The sequence below is a fragment of the Flavobacterium cheonhonense genome, assembly GCF_035671315.1.
Taxonomy (GTDB): domain Bacteria; phylum Bacteroidota; class Bacteroidia; order Flavobacteriales; family Flavobacteriaceae; genus Flavobacterium; species Flavobacterium cheonhonense.
Map to the genome: position 1 here is coordinate 222462 of NZ_JAXAVY010000001.1, position 13852 is coordinate 236313.

General features: G+C 39.7%; 13 protein-coding genes. 7 read left to right on the top strand and 6 right to left on the bottom strand.

The window, feature by feature from the left end:
* Positions 1 to 2: 2 nt before the first annotated feature.
* Positions 3 to 725 (bottom strand): polyprenol monophosphomannose synthase, encoded by a 723-nt coding sequence (locus SK086_RS00945; protein ID WP_324689078.1) that lies wholly within the window; start codon positions 723 to 725, stop codon positions 3 to 5.
* Positions 726 to 831: 106 nt separating this feature from the next.
* On the opposite strand from SK086_RS00945, the gene SK086_RS00950 reads away from it, so the two are divergent.
* Positions 832 to 1506, top strand: coding sequence for a DUF4271 domain-containing protein (locus tag SK086_RS00950; RefSeq protein ID WP_290874032.1), 675 nt, complete (start codon positions 832 to 834; stop codon positions 1504 to 1506).
* A gap of 10 nt (positions 1507 to 1516) precedes the next feature.
* On the top strand, positions 1517 to 2266 hold the full coding sequence (locus tag SK086_RS00955) for a uroporphyrinogen-III synthase (protein ID WP_290874035.1): 750 nt from the start codon (positions 1517 to 1519) through the stop codon (positions 2264 to 2266).
* 76 nt (positions 2267 to 2342) lie between these two features.
* On the opposite strand, the gene pckA is transcribed toward SK086_RS00955, so the two are convergent.
* Both pckA and SK086_RS00965 read right to left on the bottom strand, forming a co-directional pair.
* Positions 2343 to 3968, bottom strand: coding sequence for a phosphoenolpyruvate carboxykinase (ATP) (pckA, locus tag SK086_RS00960; protein WP_324689083.1), 1626 nt, complete (start codon positions 3966 to 3968; stop codon positions 2343 to 2345).
* Between the two features lie 80 nt (positions 3969 to 4048).
* Positions 4049 to 4435 carry a DUF423 domain-containing protein gene (locus tag SK086_RS00965; RefSeq protein ID WP_324689085.1) on the bottom strand — a complete coding sequence of 129 codons (387 nt, stop codon included), beginning with the start codon at positions 4433 to 4435 and terminating at the stop codon, positions 4049 to 4051.
* Positions 4436 to 4560: 125 nt separating this feature from the next.
* Between SK086_RS00965 and SK086_RS00970 the strand changes: the two genes are divergently transcribed.
* The 4 genes from SK086_RS00970 to SK086_RS00985 all read left to right on the top strand — a co-directional run bounded on the left by SK086_RS00970 (position 4561) and on the right by SK086_RS00985 (position 7792).
* Complete coding sequence (locus SK086_RS00970; protein ID WP_324689087.1) at positions 4561 to 5319, top strand: DUF3108 domain-containing protein; 759 nt, start codon at positions 4561 to 4563, stop codon at positions 5317 to 5319.
* 10 nt (positions 5320 to 5329) lie between these two features.
* Positions 5330 to 5653 (top strand): hypothetical protein, encoded by a 324-nt coding sequence (locus SK086_RS00975; RefSeq protein WP_290874046.1) that lies wholly within the window; start codon positions 5330 to 5332, stop codon positions 5651 to 5653.
* 77 nt (positions 5654 to 5730) lie between these two features.
* Positions 5731 to 7104, top strand: coding sequence for a saccharopine dehydrogenase family protein (locus tag SK086_RS00980; protein WP_324689090.1), 1374 nt, complete (start codon positions 5731 to 5733; stop codon positions 7102 to 7104).
* A gap of 217 nt (positions 7105 to 7321) precedes the next feature.
* Positions 7322 to 7792 carry an Lrp/AsnC family transcriptional regulator gene (locus tag SK086_RS00985; RefSeq protein WP_290874052.1) on the top strand — a complete coding sequence of 157 codons (471 nt, stop codon included), beginning with the start codon at positions 7322 to 7324 and terminating at the stop codon, positions 7790 to 7792.
* 347 nt (positions 7793 to 8139) lie between these two features.
* Here the strand turns inward: SK086_RS00985 and SK086_RS00990 are convergent, their stop codons facing one another.
* The 3 genes from SK086_RS00990 to leuS all read right to left on the bottom strand — a co-directional run bounded on the left by SK086_RS00990 (position 8140) and on the right by leuS (position 12610).
* Positions 8140 to 8841, bottom strand: a complete 702-nt coding sequence (locus SK086_RS00990; protein WP_324689093.1) for a zinc metallopeptidase — start codon at positions 8839 to 8841, stop codon at positions 8140 to 8142.
* A gap of 70 nt (positions 8842 to 8911) precedes the next feature.
* Positions 8912 to 9586 carry a hypothetical protein gene (locus SK086_RS00995; protein WP_324689095.1) on the bottom strand — a complete coding sequence of 225 codons (675 nt, stop codon included), beginning with the start codon at positions 9584 to 9586 and terminating at the stop codon, positions 8912 to 8914.
* A gap of 165 nt (positions 9587 to 9751) precedes the next feature.
* Positions 9752 to 12610: a leucine--tRNA ligase gene (gene leuS, locus SK086_RS01000; RefSeq protein WP_324689097.1), complete on the bottom strand. Its 2859-nt coding sequence runs from the start codon at positions 12608 to 12610 to the stop codon at positions 9752 to 9754.
* Between the two features lie 319 nt (positions 12611 to 12929).
* On the opposite strand from leuS, the gene SK086_RS01005 reads away from it, so the two are divergent.
* Positions 12930 to 13805: a cell division protein FtsX gene (locus SK086_RS01005; RefSeq protein ID WP_324689099.1), complete on the top strand. Its 876-nt coding sequence runs from the start codon at positions 12930 to 12932 to the stop codon at positions 13803 to 13805.
* Positions 13806 to 13852 lie beyond the last annotated feature (47 nt).

Consider the following 13852-nt stretch of genomic DNA (forward strand, 5'->3'; position numbering starts at 1 on the left):
ATTTATAATCGGTTTAAAAACTTCCTGATTCGGAGTGAGATAACCCCAAAAATAGCTTCTTTAATGATGGCGCCACTCATTTTAGACTGGCCTTTGGTGCGATCGGTAAAAATCACCGGTACTTCCACAATTTTAAAATTTTTAGCAAAAGCACGGTACTTCATTTCTATTTGAAAGGCGTAACCGATGAATTTAATAGCATCCAGATTAATTTTTTCCAATACTGAACGTCGGTAACAAATGAATCCGGCCGTGGCGTCCATAATTTTCATACCGGTAATCATGCGCACATACACCGAAGCGAAATAGGACAACAACACTCTGCTAAGTGGCCAATTCACCACATTCACACCAGTAACATAGCGAGAACCGATAGCCAAATCAGCACCGTTCACACAAGCTTCATACAATCGTTCTAAATCGTTGGGATTGTGAGAAAAGTCGGCGTCCATTTCAAAAATATAATCGTATTGATTTTGCATAGCCCATTTAAAACCGTGAACGTAAGCTGTGCCTAAGCCTGCTTTTTTCTTTCTCACTTCGAGGAAAAGACGGTTTTCAAATTCTTTTTGCAATTCGATGACTTTAGCCGCCGTTTGGTCCGGAGAATTGTCATCAACAATTAAAACGTGAAAAGATTTTGGTAATGAAAAAACGGCTCGAATGATACTTTCGATGTTTTCAATTTCGTTATAGGTCGGGATAATTACAATGCCGTCGCTCATAAAGATGCAGTCATACTTTGTGCAAAAATAAACTTTTTATCAGTGCTTCATCTTAATAATATTATAATAATTTAACAAATAAAAAATTAGTAATTTTGTCGGATATATGACGGAAATTGTTTTTGAACCAAGGGTAATCGATGCAAAAGATTGGGCAACTTATCTTTTCGTTTTCTCTTTTGCCTTAATTGCCATTACCCGAACAGCCTTTGAAACGCGTTTTAACGATTTTTTGAAGATTTTAGTTTCGGATAAATACATCAAAGTCTACAAAGATCCGTCACATTTAATGAGTGGTTTTACCATTCTCTTGTTTGTGGTTCAGAACATCTCTTTTGCATTTTTTATACAGATGGCGTTAAGTCATTTTGGTTATGTATCCAAAACCGATTGGCTGTTATTCATCAGAATCTTTACTTTTTTCGGCGTTTTTGTACTTTCTAAGTTTCTTATCGAGAAGATTATCGCCACGGTATTCAACATTGAAGAATTTGCCGAACAACTCAATTTGCAAAAAGTTAGCTACAGAACCTTCATCAGTTTGCTGATTCTTCCCCTAAACATTTATATGTTTTACAGCAACAACACATCAAATGTGCTGCTTTTTTGCATTATTGGTATCATTTTAATAATAAACTTGTATTCTTACTTAGTTTCTTTAAAGATTTATCAAAACTTACTTATCGGCAAGTTGTTTTATTTTATTTTGTATCTTTGCGCACTTGAAATAGCACCGTACTATTTTATATATTATTTGATTACAAAAAATTTAGCACATTAAAATGTCAAATTTGAAAGTGAAAACAATTTTGGTCTCTCAACCGGAGCCTAAAGTAGAGAACTCACCTTATTTTGAGTTACAACAAAAACATAAGGTAAAAGTTGATTTCCGCTCGTTTATTCACGTAGAAGGAGTAAGTGCAAAAGACGTTAGAGCTCAAAAAATAGACCTCAACAACTATACGGCCATCATTTTAACCAGCAGAAATTCCGTAGACCATTTTTTCAGAGTAGCTGAGGAAATGCGCTACAAAGTTCCGGAAGATTTAAAATACTTTTGCCAATCGGAAGCTATTGCTTTCTATTTGCAGAAATATGTAGTGTACCGCAAACGCAAAATATATGTGGGACAAAAAGATTTTGCTGATTTGTCTCCACTAATCAAAAAATACAAAGAAGAAAAGTTTTTGTTGCCGGCTTCAGATCAATTGAATTATGATGTGCCGCAAACTTTAAACAATTTAAAAGTAGATTGGACTCAAGCTACGTTTTACAAAACCGTAATGAGCGACTTGTCTGATTTAGCCGATGTGTACTACGATGTATTGGCTTTCTTTAGTCCAACCGGAATCAAATCGTTGTTCAAAAACTTCCCTGATTTCAAACAAAATAATACCCGTATTGCTGTTTTCGGAAGCACTACTCAAAAAGAAGCTTTAGAACACGGTTTGCGCATTGACATCTTGGCTCCGACTCCGGAAACACCTTCAATGACCATGGCTTTAGAAAAATACATAGCCGAAGCCAACAAAGGAAAATAATTAACAATCCCGTTACAAAATAAAAAAGCCATTCAAAATCGAATGGCTTTTTCTTTGGTTAGTTAGTTTGGTTTGTTTATACCTGAGGCCCGGCTTTTACTAAGCTTTGCCCTTGCTCGTTATCGGTATATTGAGCGAAATTTTTAATAAATCTTGAGGCTAAATCGGTTGCTTTGGCATTCCAATCTGCAGCGTTCTCATATGTATCTCTCGGGTCTAAAATAGCAGAATTCACATCATGCAACGAAGTTGGCACTGTCAAATTGAAGACCGGAATTGTTTTGGTTTCCGCTTTTTCAATCGAACCATCTAAAATAGCATCGATGATAGCACGAGTATCTTTAATAGAGATACGTTTTCCGGTTCCGTTCCAACCTGTATTAACCATATAAGCTGTAGCGTTATTTTCCTCCATTTTCTTTACCAATTCTTCTCCGTATTTCGTTGGATGTAAGGATAAAAACGCCTTACCGAAACAAGCGGAAAAAGTCGGCTCCGGTTGCGTAACACCTCTTTCCGTTCCGGCTAACTTGGCCGTAAAACCAGACAAGAAGTAATATTGTGTTTGCTCCGGTGTTAATTTAGAAACCGGTGGCATGACGCCAAATGCATCCGCTGTTAAGAAAATTACTTTGGTAGCGTGACCGGCTTTAGAAATCGGTTTAACAATATTTTGAATGTGATAAATCGGGTAAGAAACTCGGGTGTTTTGGGTTACCGAACCGTCTTTAAAATCAATGGCACCGTTGGCATCAACCGTTACGTTTTCCAACAAGGCATCTCTCTTAATCGCTCCGTAAATGTCCGGTTCGTTTTCTTGACTCAAATCGATGGTTTTAGCATAACAACCACCCTCAAAGTTAAAAACGCCTTCATCGTCCCAACCGTGCTCGTCATCGCCGATTAATTCGCGTTTAGGATCTGTAGACAAAGTGGTTTTTCCCGTTCCTGATAATCCGAAAAAGACTGCCACATCGCCGTCTTTTCCTTTGTTGGCAGAACAGTGCATTGAAGCAATTCCTTGCAATGGTAAGTAGTAGTTCATCATCGAGAACATTCCTTTTTTCATCTCACCACCATACCAAGTACCGCCAATCAATTGCATTTTTTCGGTTAAATTGAAAGCGATGTACACTTCAGAGTTCAATCCGTGAGCCGCATAATCTTTGAAAGAAGTTTTGGAACCGTTCATGACAATAAAATCAGGCTCACCGAAATTAGCTAATTCTTCTTCCGTAGGACGGATAAACATATTGGTAACAAAATGCGCCTGCCAAGCCACTTCCATGATGAAGCGAACTTTCAAACGGGTATTTTCATTGGCGCCGCAAAAAGCGTCAACCACATATAATTTTTTTCCGGATAATTGACTAACTGTCGTTTCTTTTAAAGCTTCCCAAGTGTTTTGTGAGATAGGTTTGTTATCGTTAGCTGCCTTCTCAGAATTCCACCAAATGGTATTTTCGGTTACAGCATCTTTAACAATGTATTTGTCTTTAGGTGATCTTCCGGTAAATACTCCGGTCATCACGTTTACTGCTCCGAGTTCTGTAAGTTGTCCTTTTTCGTAACCTTCTAAATTCGGATTTAGTTCGTCATTGTATAATTGGTCAAAAGAGGGATTATGAATGATTTCTTGAACGTTTTGTATACCATATTGGTCCAACGAAATCGATTTCGTAATTTGAGCGTAGTTCTCCATAAAATTGAGTTTGTGTTGTATTATGAAACAGGGTACAAAGGTAAAAATTAAATTTCAGAAACTATTTTTTTCTCTGAATATTATTTTTTTCGAAGTGTTAAATTCCACAACAAAGCTGTCCAGCCCAATATTAACAAGGCTCCGCCGATTGGAGTAACGATACCCAACGGTCTGAAATCAATTCCGGTAATGGTTCGAGTAGCCAAAACATAAATAGATCCGGAGAAGAAAACTACACCCACAACTACCAACTGAAACACCTTTTTTTTGACAACATCCGATACCAAGGCGGTTGTTCCCAAAAAAAGTAAAAACAGCGCGTGATACATTTGGTATTTCACACCGGTTTCAAAAGTTACTAATGCTTCCTCTGTCAATACTTTTTTTAAGGCATGTGCTCCGAATGCACCCAAAATAATTGCTGTGATTCCTAAAATTAAGGCGGAGCTTATGATTTTTCGTTCCATAGGTTTTGTGTTGTATACTATTCTGCAAATTTATCCGTTATTTCAATTCCAAATCGAAGTAATTTCACTTTTCTTTTATGGCTGACCTTTTTTAAAATTTTATATTTGCAACTTAATTTTCAACTATGAAAAAGATTATTTGGGGCGTTTGCCTATTTGTTTTAGGTTTTTCTAACTTAAGTTTTGGTCAGGCAATTAAATCAGGAGAAAAATTAGTATATGCCGGCTCCTATAATATGAGCGGATTGATGACGCAATTGGCACAGGTAACCATGAGCACCGAAACCGTATCGACTTCCAAAAATGCCTATTTGCATTTGAGTTGTGAATTGTCTACTTACAGCAAATGGGACTCGTTTTTTAAAATCAGAGACATTTATGAGTCTTATGTTAACCCCGCAAACCTAAAACCCAGTTTGTACAAAAGAAGCATAGACGAAGGCGGCTATACCAAAAAGGAAAAATATGCATTCAAAGGCAACACGGTAAACAGCACTACAAAGCGAAAAAACAAACCCGAAACCCAAAAAAAATTCACCATTGGCGCTTCAACACAAGATGTGATTTCGCTTTTGTATAAAGTCAGAACACTCGATTTCAGCAAATTCAAAGTGGGACAAACCCAAAATCTAATGATTGTTTTTGATGAAAAACAGATTCCGGTTACCCTTAAATTTATGGGGAAAGAAACCGTAAACGCCGGTAATTTGGGCAAAAAAGAATGTTACAAATTGTCTATCAGCGCCAAAACGGATGCTTTAAAAGGCAAAGACAAAAATCTAATTTGGCTGACCGCTGACGCTAACAAAATTCCTGCCTTACTCAAATTCAGTATTCCTGTCGGCACCGGACAATTAACACTAACGTCTGCCTCGGGCATTTAAGACCTATCATATGAGAAAACTATTTTTAATCTTATCCGTTGTTTTTGGTGTTTTAGGTATCGCCTTTACCATATTACCGCTAGATACTTTGGCCTTTTTGCCTATTGGACTGGCATTCGTATTTGGTTTACTAACTTTAAAAAAATCAGAAGACAGTCAGAAGAAATTCCCTAAAATCATTTTAACAATTGCCGCATTATGCTCAACTGTAGTATTAGGCAAAACTTTGTTGGTTAAAGACGAAGTCGCTACCGATACCCAATTTGAACAACAAAAAATCGAAACCAAACAAGAAGCCAAAAAAGAGCTCGAAGAACTCGAAGGTTTAGAATAACTGAAAGTCCATCCGAAACGATGGGCTTTTTTGTTAGAATCAAATTCATACATTTGTGACCAACAACAAACAAACGCATGAGACAAATTCTGATTATCGGTGCCGGTCGTTCCGCATCGTCTTTGATACAATACCTTTTAAACAAATCCAACGAAGAAAATTTACACCTAACCATAGGCGATTTATCGTTAGAATTGGCGCAACGCAAAACCAATAACCATCCCAACGCTACGGCAATTGCGCTCGACATCAACAACGAAGCCCAACGCCAAGCTGAAATCCAAAAAGCCGATATCGTAATTTCTATGTTACCGGCACACATGCACATCGATGTAGCCAAAGATTGTGTAGCCTTCCAAAAAAACATGGTTACGGCTTCCTATATATCCGATGCCATGCAAAGCTTAGATGCCGAAGTCAAAGCCAAAGGATTGATTTTTATGAATGAAATCGGACTTGATCCGGGTATCGATCACATGAGCGCGATGAAAGTCATAGACGACATCAAAGCCAAAGGCGGCAAAATGATTTTATTCGAATCATTCTGCGGGGGGTTAGTAGCGCCCGAAAGCGATACCAATTTGTGGAACTATAAATTCACTTGGGCACCGCGTAATGTGGTGTTGGCCGGTCAAGGTGGTGCTTCCAAATTCATCCAAGAAGGCAAATACAAATACATTCCGTACCACAAATTGTTCCGCAGAACCGAATTCCTGGAAGTGGAAGGCTACGGCAAATTTGAAGGTTACGCCAACCGTGATTCCCTCAAATACCACAGCGTATACGGCTTAGACGATGTACTCACCTTGTACCGCGGTACCATTCGTCGCGTAGGGTTTTCGAAAGCTTGGAACATGTTTGTGCAATTGGGCATGACCGATGACACTTATGTAATGGAAGACTCAGAAAACATGAGTTACCGCGATTTCATCAATTCGTTCCTACCGTATTCGCCAACCGATTCGGTGGAAATCAAAACCCGTTTGCAATTGGGTATTGAGCAAGATGACATCATGTGGGACAAACTCCTAGAACTGGATTTGTTCAACCCGAATAAAAAGGTCGGACTCAAAAATGCCACACCGGCGCAAATCCTCGAACGCATCCTCAACGACAGCTGGTCACTACAACCCGAAGACAAAGACATGATTGTCATGTACCACAAATTCGGCTACGAAATCAATGGCAAGCGCCAACAAATCGACTCCAAAATGGTTTGCATCGGCGACGACCAAACCTATACCGCTATGGCCAAAACCGTAGGCTTACCGGTGGCTATGGCGACCTTGCAAATACTCAACGGCAACATCAAAACGCCGGGTGTACAACTGCCCATCCGTCCCGAAGTGTACAACCCAATCTTAAATGAATTGGAAACCTTCGGCGTGGTTTTCAAAGAAACCGAAATGCCTTATGTAGGCTACAATCCGGATCGACTGTTAGGGAATTAACAGCGCAACTGAGTTACTGAGAAGCGAATGGCTCGGGCATTTTTGGCAGCGTAATTCCTGCTGTCCGTTTTACTTCGTGCCACTCCCATCAGGGCTAGTCGGCAAACCATTTTACCTTCAGCAAATCTTCTTATACAAACCAAAATCTTAACCGATTTTGGTTTTTTTGTTTAAACATTTAAAGTAAATCCTTATTTTTACTTTAAATATTTGAGTCATGAAAATAAATCAACTACAAATAGAAATTGATGGTATCGACAAAGAAATCCTCCGCGATCTTATGGAAGATGCCCGAAAGCCCATTTTACAAATCGCCAACAAAATCGGGATTTCCGGTGCCGCCATTCACCAACGTTTGCGCAAACTCGAAGAAGCCGGTGTGATTTCGGGTTCTAAAGTGGTGATAGACAATAAAGTGTTAGGCTATAAAACCATGGCCTTCATTGGCATTTATTTAGACAAAGCCTCGAGCAATGCCGACGCCGTAAGAGAACTCAAAAAAATCCCTGAAGTATTGGAATGTCACTACACCACCGGAAACTGGAGCATTCTCATCAAAATTATTTGTCGCGACAACGAACACCTGATGCAATTGCTCAACAAAAAAATCCAACCCATCGAAGGCGTTTCAAGAACGGAGACTTTTATTTCTTTAGAACAGCAATTGGAACGACAGATTCAGCTCTAGTTCAGAGTAAGGAGTTAAAAGTTGGGAGTTAAAGAAATAAAAGTTATGAGAAAAGAGTTGAAATGGATTTTGTTCTATGTGGTTTATGTAATTGCAATACTTATTGGCGACAAAATGGCTCCAAGCGGTCCGTGTACTCCGGGATTGGGTTTCTTTTTGTTCCTATTATTAATTCCTATCAGTATAATTTTGTTACTAAAAGATATCTATAAATACTACCGAGAACCGGGAAAATCGAGATTGTATTGTATCTTGATTCATCCTTTGATATGGTCACTACTTTTTCTGTGTCTGCACTTCAAAATTTTTTAAATAAAAAACCCGCTACTCTCGTAACGGGTTTGTTTTTATTCGTCTCTGGAACCTCCGAAAACTTGCATCGCCCAATACAAAAGCGAGGCTAATGCGCCAATCGCGGCGACTACATACGTTCGGGCGGCCCATTTTAAAGCGTCTTCGGCACCGGCGTATTCTTGCTGACTCACCATGTTTTTGTTTTTTAACCAAGCCAAAGCACGATTACTGGCGTCGTATTCTACCGGCAAAGTAATAAAACTGAAAGCAGTAGCGATCGCCATCAAAAGCAATCCGGCTACAGCTATGTAATATCCTAGACCTAAACCGGCGGCTGCGCCTAAAATTAAACCACCGATAATTAACCATTGCGACATACCGGAAGCTACATTAACAATAGGCACCAACTGCGAACGCAACTGTAACATATTGTAAGCTGTGGCATGTTGTACGGCATGACCGCATTCGTGAGCGGCTACGGCGGCAGCGGCAGCATTGCGTTGGTTGTAAACGCCTTCGCTTAAGTTAACCGTTTTGTCGGTTGGATTGTAATGGTCTGTCAATTGGCCCGGTGTAGAAATCACTTTCACATCGTATATGCCGTGATCGTGTAGCATTTGAGTGGCAATTTCGGCACCACTCATGCCATTGCGCAACTGCAAATGGGAATACTCCTCAAACTTGCTTTTGAGTTTTGAACTTACCGCAAAACTCACCAAAGCAATCAAACCGATTAAAATATAATAGCCTAACATAATTTCTGAATTTAAGTTTCTAAACTTGCTTCAAAAGGTGCGCCAAACCTAAACCAATGACAGCTTGTCACTACAACAAAGTAATTCCGAATACAAAACGATTGTTCCCTGATTCGCCGATATTATTCAAAACGCTACCAAATTCCGAATCATAACGTCCGCGGGTTAAGGCAAATTCATAACCGGCGTTGACTTTCACCTCAAAACTCGATTTTTTAAACAAGTACATCGAAACCGATGGACCGAAATACAACATTTGATTGTTAAAACTCACGTGTCCGCTATTGCTGTTCGGATCTAAATCGTTTAAGTCAATGGTGTTGTTTTTGGAATAAATATCGTATTGACTGCCCATGTAGGCCAACGAAAGTCCGGTGGTGAAAGCAAACTTCTCTTTGTTCACCAAATTATAATGTACTCTCATGCGGGTATTGAATCCACGATATTTCATTTCGTTGTTGTCTTTCTCAGGTTTGGCAAACAAAAAACCAAACTCAACATCGCCGGAATACTGCTTACCGAAGAAATTCAACCCAAAAGTCAATTCGGGTACAAAACTGTCCAATTCCGGTAAATCGGCATTGCTGAGTTTCTTGTTGAGATTCATGTTGTCGTTAATGTTACCGTTGAATCCGATATAACCGTCTACTTTAACTTTTTTGGTTTTAGTAGAATCTGACGATTGCACCTGACTAAAACCAACATAAGAAGACAATAAGACTAAAGTGAATAATACTTTTTTCATAAGGTTTGTTTTTAAGTTATTCAAAAATAAAAAGAGATACTACTGCTGAAAATGGATTTAACGTTTTGTTGGCTAATGGTGAAGATAAAGAGTAAAAAGTAAAAAGGGATAAAGCAAAAGTTGGTTCACTTTTCCCTTATCCCTTTTTACTTATCCCTCAAATTATTACCCAACCAAGTTGATTACTTTGCCCGGAACGATAATAACTTTATTAGGCGTTCTGCCATCCAATTGTTTGATGGTACGCTCGTCTGCCATTACGATTTTCTGTATTTGAGCTACGGTTAAATCCAAAGGCAACTTGATGGTGAAACGCATTTTGCCGTTAAACGAAACCGGATATTCTTTTTCCGATTCTACCAAGTATTTCTCTTCGTAAACCGGAAAAGGAACAGTAGAAACAGAACCTTGATGGCCTAATTGTTCCCAAAGTTCTTCGGCTATGTGCGGCGCGTACGGAGAAATAAGTACGGCCAATGGTTCTAAAATCGCTCTGTGGTTGCATTTCATTGAAGCCAATTCGTTAACGCAAATCATAAATTGCGATACCGAAGTATTGAACGAGAAGTTCTCGATATCTTCCGTTACTTTTTTGATGGTTTTGTGAAGCGATTTGTACATGTCGGCACTCGGCTCGTCGTTGGTCACAACCAAACCGTTATCGTCAAAATACAAACGCCATAATTTTTTCAAGAAACCTGACACTCCGGTGATTCCCGCGGTATTCCATGGCTTGGCTTGTTCTAACGGACCAAGGAACATTTCGTATAAACGCAAAGTATCGGCACCGTAATCGTTACAAATGTCATCGGGGTTAACCACGTTGTATTTGGATTTGGACATTTTTTCGACTTCACGTCCTACGATGTATTTGCCGTTTTCTAAGATGAATTCGGCCTCTTTATAATCTGTATACAACGGATGATTTTTGAAAGCATCGATGTCTAATTCGTTGGTGATGTCGTTGATGACAGACAAATCAACATGGATTGGGTGTACTTTTTCACCCGAAATTAATCCTTTGGAATATAATTTTTTAGAATCTTCCGAACGATATACAAACGCACTCATCCCCAAAATCATTCCTTGATTAATCAGTTTTTTGAATGGTTCTTCGGTTGGCGCAAAACCTTTGTCTTTTAAAAATTTGTTCCAAAAACGCGAGTACAACAAGTGACCGGTGGCGTGTTCGCTTCCGCCTATGTATAAATCTACGTTTTCCCAATATTTTAAGGCATCGGCTGAGGCAAATTCGGCGTCGTTGTGTGCATCCATATATCTCATCCAATACCAAGAACTGCCTGCCCAACCCGGCATAGTGTTTAACTCTAAAGGATAAACTCCGTTTGAAGATTGCCCTTCGACTGCGCTCAGGGTGACAAGTTCATTAGAAACTATTTTGTTGTTTACCGTATCCCAAGCCCAATCCGTGGCGTTGCCTAATGGCGGCTGACCGTCTTCGGTGGGTAAATATTTTTCTACTTCGGGCAACACGATGGGCAAATGTTTGGGATCAATCATTTGCGGTAGACCATTTACGTAATATACCGGGAATGGCTCGCCCCAATAACGCTGGCGAGAGAAAACCGCATCGCGCAAACGGTAGTTGGTTTTGCCTTTTCCTTGTCCGATTTGCTCCAACGCTTCGATGGCTTTTTTAGTGCCTTCTTTGTAGCCCAATCCATTTAGGAAATCAGAATTCACCAATTCAAATCCTTCTTTAGCGGCAAAGGCTTCTTGCGAAATATCTTGGTTGAAAATGTTTTTGATTTCGGGCATCCCGTTTTGTCCTTTGAAGAAATGGGCAAACGCATAATCTCTTTCATCGCCGCACGGTACGGCCATTACCGCTCCGGTTCCGTAACCCGCTAACACGTAATCGCCTATCCAAACCGGAATCGGTTCTTTGGTAAACGGATGCTCGGCAAAAGCTCCGGTAAAGACTCCCGATATGGTTTTGACATCGGCCATTCTTTCACGCTCAGAGCGTTTGGCAGTGGCTTCTACATAAGCTTCCACAGCGGCTTTTTGTTCCGGTGTAGTGATTTGAGAAACCAATTCGTGTTCCGGTGCTAAAGTCATAAAAGTTACACCGAAGATGGTGTCAGGTCTTGTTGTGAAAACCTCAATTTCGTAGTTCGTACTTTGTACTTTAAACTTTACGGATGCTCCGACCGATTTTCCGATCCAGTTTCGCTGACTTTCTTTAATGGATTCGCTCCAGTCAATAGTCTCTAAACCTTGCAATAAACGTTCGGCATAAGCAGAGATGCGCATCGACCATTGGGTCATTTTTTTGCGAATGACCGGATGACCGCCGCGCTCCGAAACGCCATTTACAATTTCATCGTTGGCTAAAACGGTTCCTAAAGCCGGACACCAGTTGACTTCGGTTTCGGCCAAATAGGTTAAGCGGTATTGCAATAGTATTTTTTGTTGTTGTTCGGAGGTAAAAGCCGTCCACTCGGCTGCGGTAAACGGTGCAATATTATCGTCGCAAACGGCATTAACTGTTACATTTCCTTCTTTTTCGAAAATAGCGATTAGCGTGGCAATGTCCTCAGCTTTGTTAGTATCGTTGTTGTACCAAGAATTAAACAACTGGATAAAAATCCACTGCGTGTGTTTGTAATAATCGGGATTAGAAGTGCGTACTTCTCTACTCCAATCGAAGGAGAAACCGATTTTGTCCAATTGCTCGCGGTAACGGGCGATATTTTCACGAGTGGTTTTTTCAGGATGTTGACCGGTTTGTATGGCGTATTGCTCGGCCGGCAACCCAAAAGAATCATACCCTTGCGGATGCAATACGTTAAAACCTTTGTGTCGTTTGAAACGCGCTACTATATCGGAAGCGATGTAACCCAGCGGATGCCCAACATGCAAGCCGGCTCCGGAAGGATACGGAAACATATCGAGTACGTAATACTTGGGTTGGTCTGAATTGTTAGCGGCAGCAAAGGTTTGGTTTTGGGCCCAGTACTGTTGCCATTTGGCTTCGATTTTTTCGTGGAAATATTTCATTCGTCGTTTATATTGTTTTTTATCGGTCTCATGCAGTCGCTCTTCTAGCTCGTGTCATCTTTAAAGTTGCTGAGTCACTGAGTGACCGAGTTGCTGAGTTTTTTGATTCGTTTACTTTTTAGCCCCGATTGGAGAGGTTACCGTGTAACCCGGAAAGCGGGAAAATGCCCCGAAGCTTCGGGGTGAAAATGCCCGAACCATTCGCTCATAAAAATTTTGAGCGACAAATTTACATTTAATATAATAAAGTTAAAAGTTTGTGCGTTATAAAGGGGAAAAACAATTTTCTTTATTATTTTTACCCCATAAAATACAGTCTATGGCATCATCATTTGAAAAGTTTCAGAAACGCAGGGTAATTACCTCTTATTTTTCGGTAGTTTTGAGTATCTTTTTAGTGCTTTTTTTATTGGGTTTATTGGGACTTTTTGTGTTGAATTCCAAGCGCATTTCCAACAATTTTAAGGAAGAAATTGCGATGACTGTTTTCTTTAAAAATGACGCTAACGATACCATCATCAAGGCTTTTGACGAAGAGTTGAAAACGGCCAAATTTGCCAAATCTTACGAATATGTTTCTAAAGAAAAAGCGGCTGAAATGCATAAAAAAGATATAGGGGAAGATTTTATGCAATTCTTAGGTGTGAATCCGTTGCAAAATTCCTTTGACATTTATTTGAAAGCCGATTATGTAGTGAACGACAGTATTGCTAAAATCCAGAACCGTTTGCGCAAGAACGAGATGATTGCGGATATAGTATACGACAAACAATTGGTGGATAAAGTCAACGATAAAATTCAGGAAGTCAGTCTGTGGATACTTATTTTCAGCGGGATTTTTGCGGTTATTTCGGTGTTGCTCATCAACAGTTCGCTGCGTTTGTCGATTTATGCGAATCGCTTTATTATTAAAACGATGCAAATGGTTGGCGCGACCAAATCATTCATCCGTAAACCTTTTATTGTTAGAAGTTTGATTCTCGGATTGATTGGTTCGCTATTGGCGGTGTTTGCCTTGATTGGCGTATTGGTGTATTTTGAAACCAATTATGACAACTTGGGCATTATGGAGAATCAATTGGCCATTGCCGCTGTATTATTAGGCGTTGTGGTTTTGGGAATGTTGATTACTTGGTTGAGCACCTTTTTTGCCACCCAACGCTTTTTGAATTTAAGAACAGACGATCTTTATTGATTGTTGATTTAAGAATAACGATTTTTGATTTAAGAATTAAAGAAATA

Coding starts and splice junctions, on each gene's coding strand:
- SK086_RS00945 (WP_324689078.1), bottom strand. CDS start 725: ATGAGCGACGGCATTGTAATTATCCCGACCTATAACGAAATTGAAAAC.
- SK086_RS00950 (WP_290874032.1), top strand. CDS start 832: ATGACGGAAATTGTTTTTGAACCAAGGGTAATCGATGCAAAAGATTGG.
- pckA (WP_324689083.1), bottom strand. CDS start 3,968: ATGGAGAACTACGCTCAAATTACGAAATCGATTTCGTTGGACCAATAT.
- SK086_RS00965 (WP_324689085.1), bottom strand. CDS start 4,435: ATGGAACGAAAAATCATAAGCTCCGCCTTAATTTTAGGAATCACAGCA.
- SK086_RS00970 (WP_324689087.1), top strand. CDS start 4,561: ATGAAAAAGATTATTTGGGGCGTTTGCCTATTTGTTTTAGGTTTTTCT.
- SK086_RS00975 (WP_290874046.1), top strand. CDS start 5,330: ATGAGAAAACTATTTTTAATCTTATCCGTTGTTTTTGGTGTTTTAGGT.
- SK086_RS00980 (WP_324689090.1), top strand. CDS start 5,731: ATGAGACAAATTCTGATTATCGGTGCCGGTCGTTCCGCATCGTCTTTG.
- SK086_RS00985 (WP_290874052.1), top strand. CDS start 7,322: ATGAAAATAAATCAACTACAAATAGAAATTGATGGTATCGACAAAGAA.
- SK086_RS00990 (WP_324689093.1), bottom strand. CDS start 8,841: ATGTTAGGCTATTATATTTTAATCGGTTTGATTGCTTTGGTGAGTTTT.
- SK086_RS00995 (WP_324689095.1), bottom strand. CDS start 9,586: ATGAAAAAAGTATTATTCACTTTAGTCTTATTGTCTTCTTATGTTGGT.
- leuS (WP_324689097.1), bottom strand. CDS start 12,610: ATGAAATATTTCCACGAAAAAATCGAAGCCAAATGGCAACAGTACTGG.
- SK086_RS01005 (WP_324689099.1), top strand. CDS start 12,930: ATGGCATCATCATTTGAAAAGTTTCAGAAACGCAGGGTAATTACCTCT.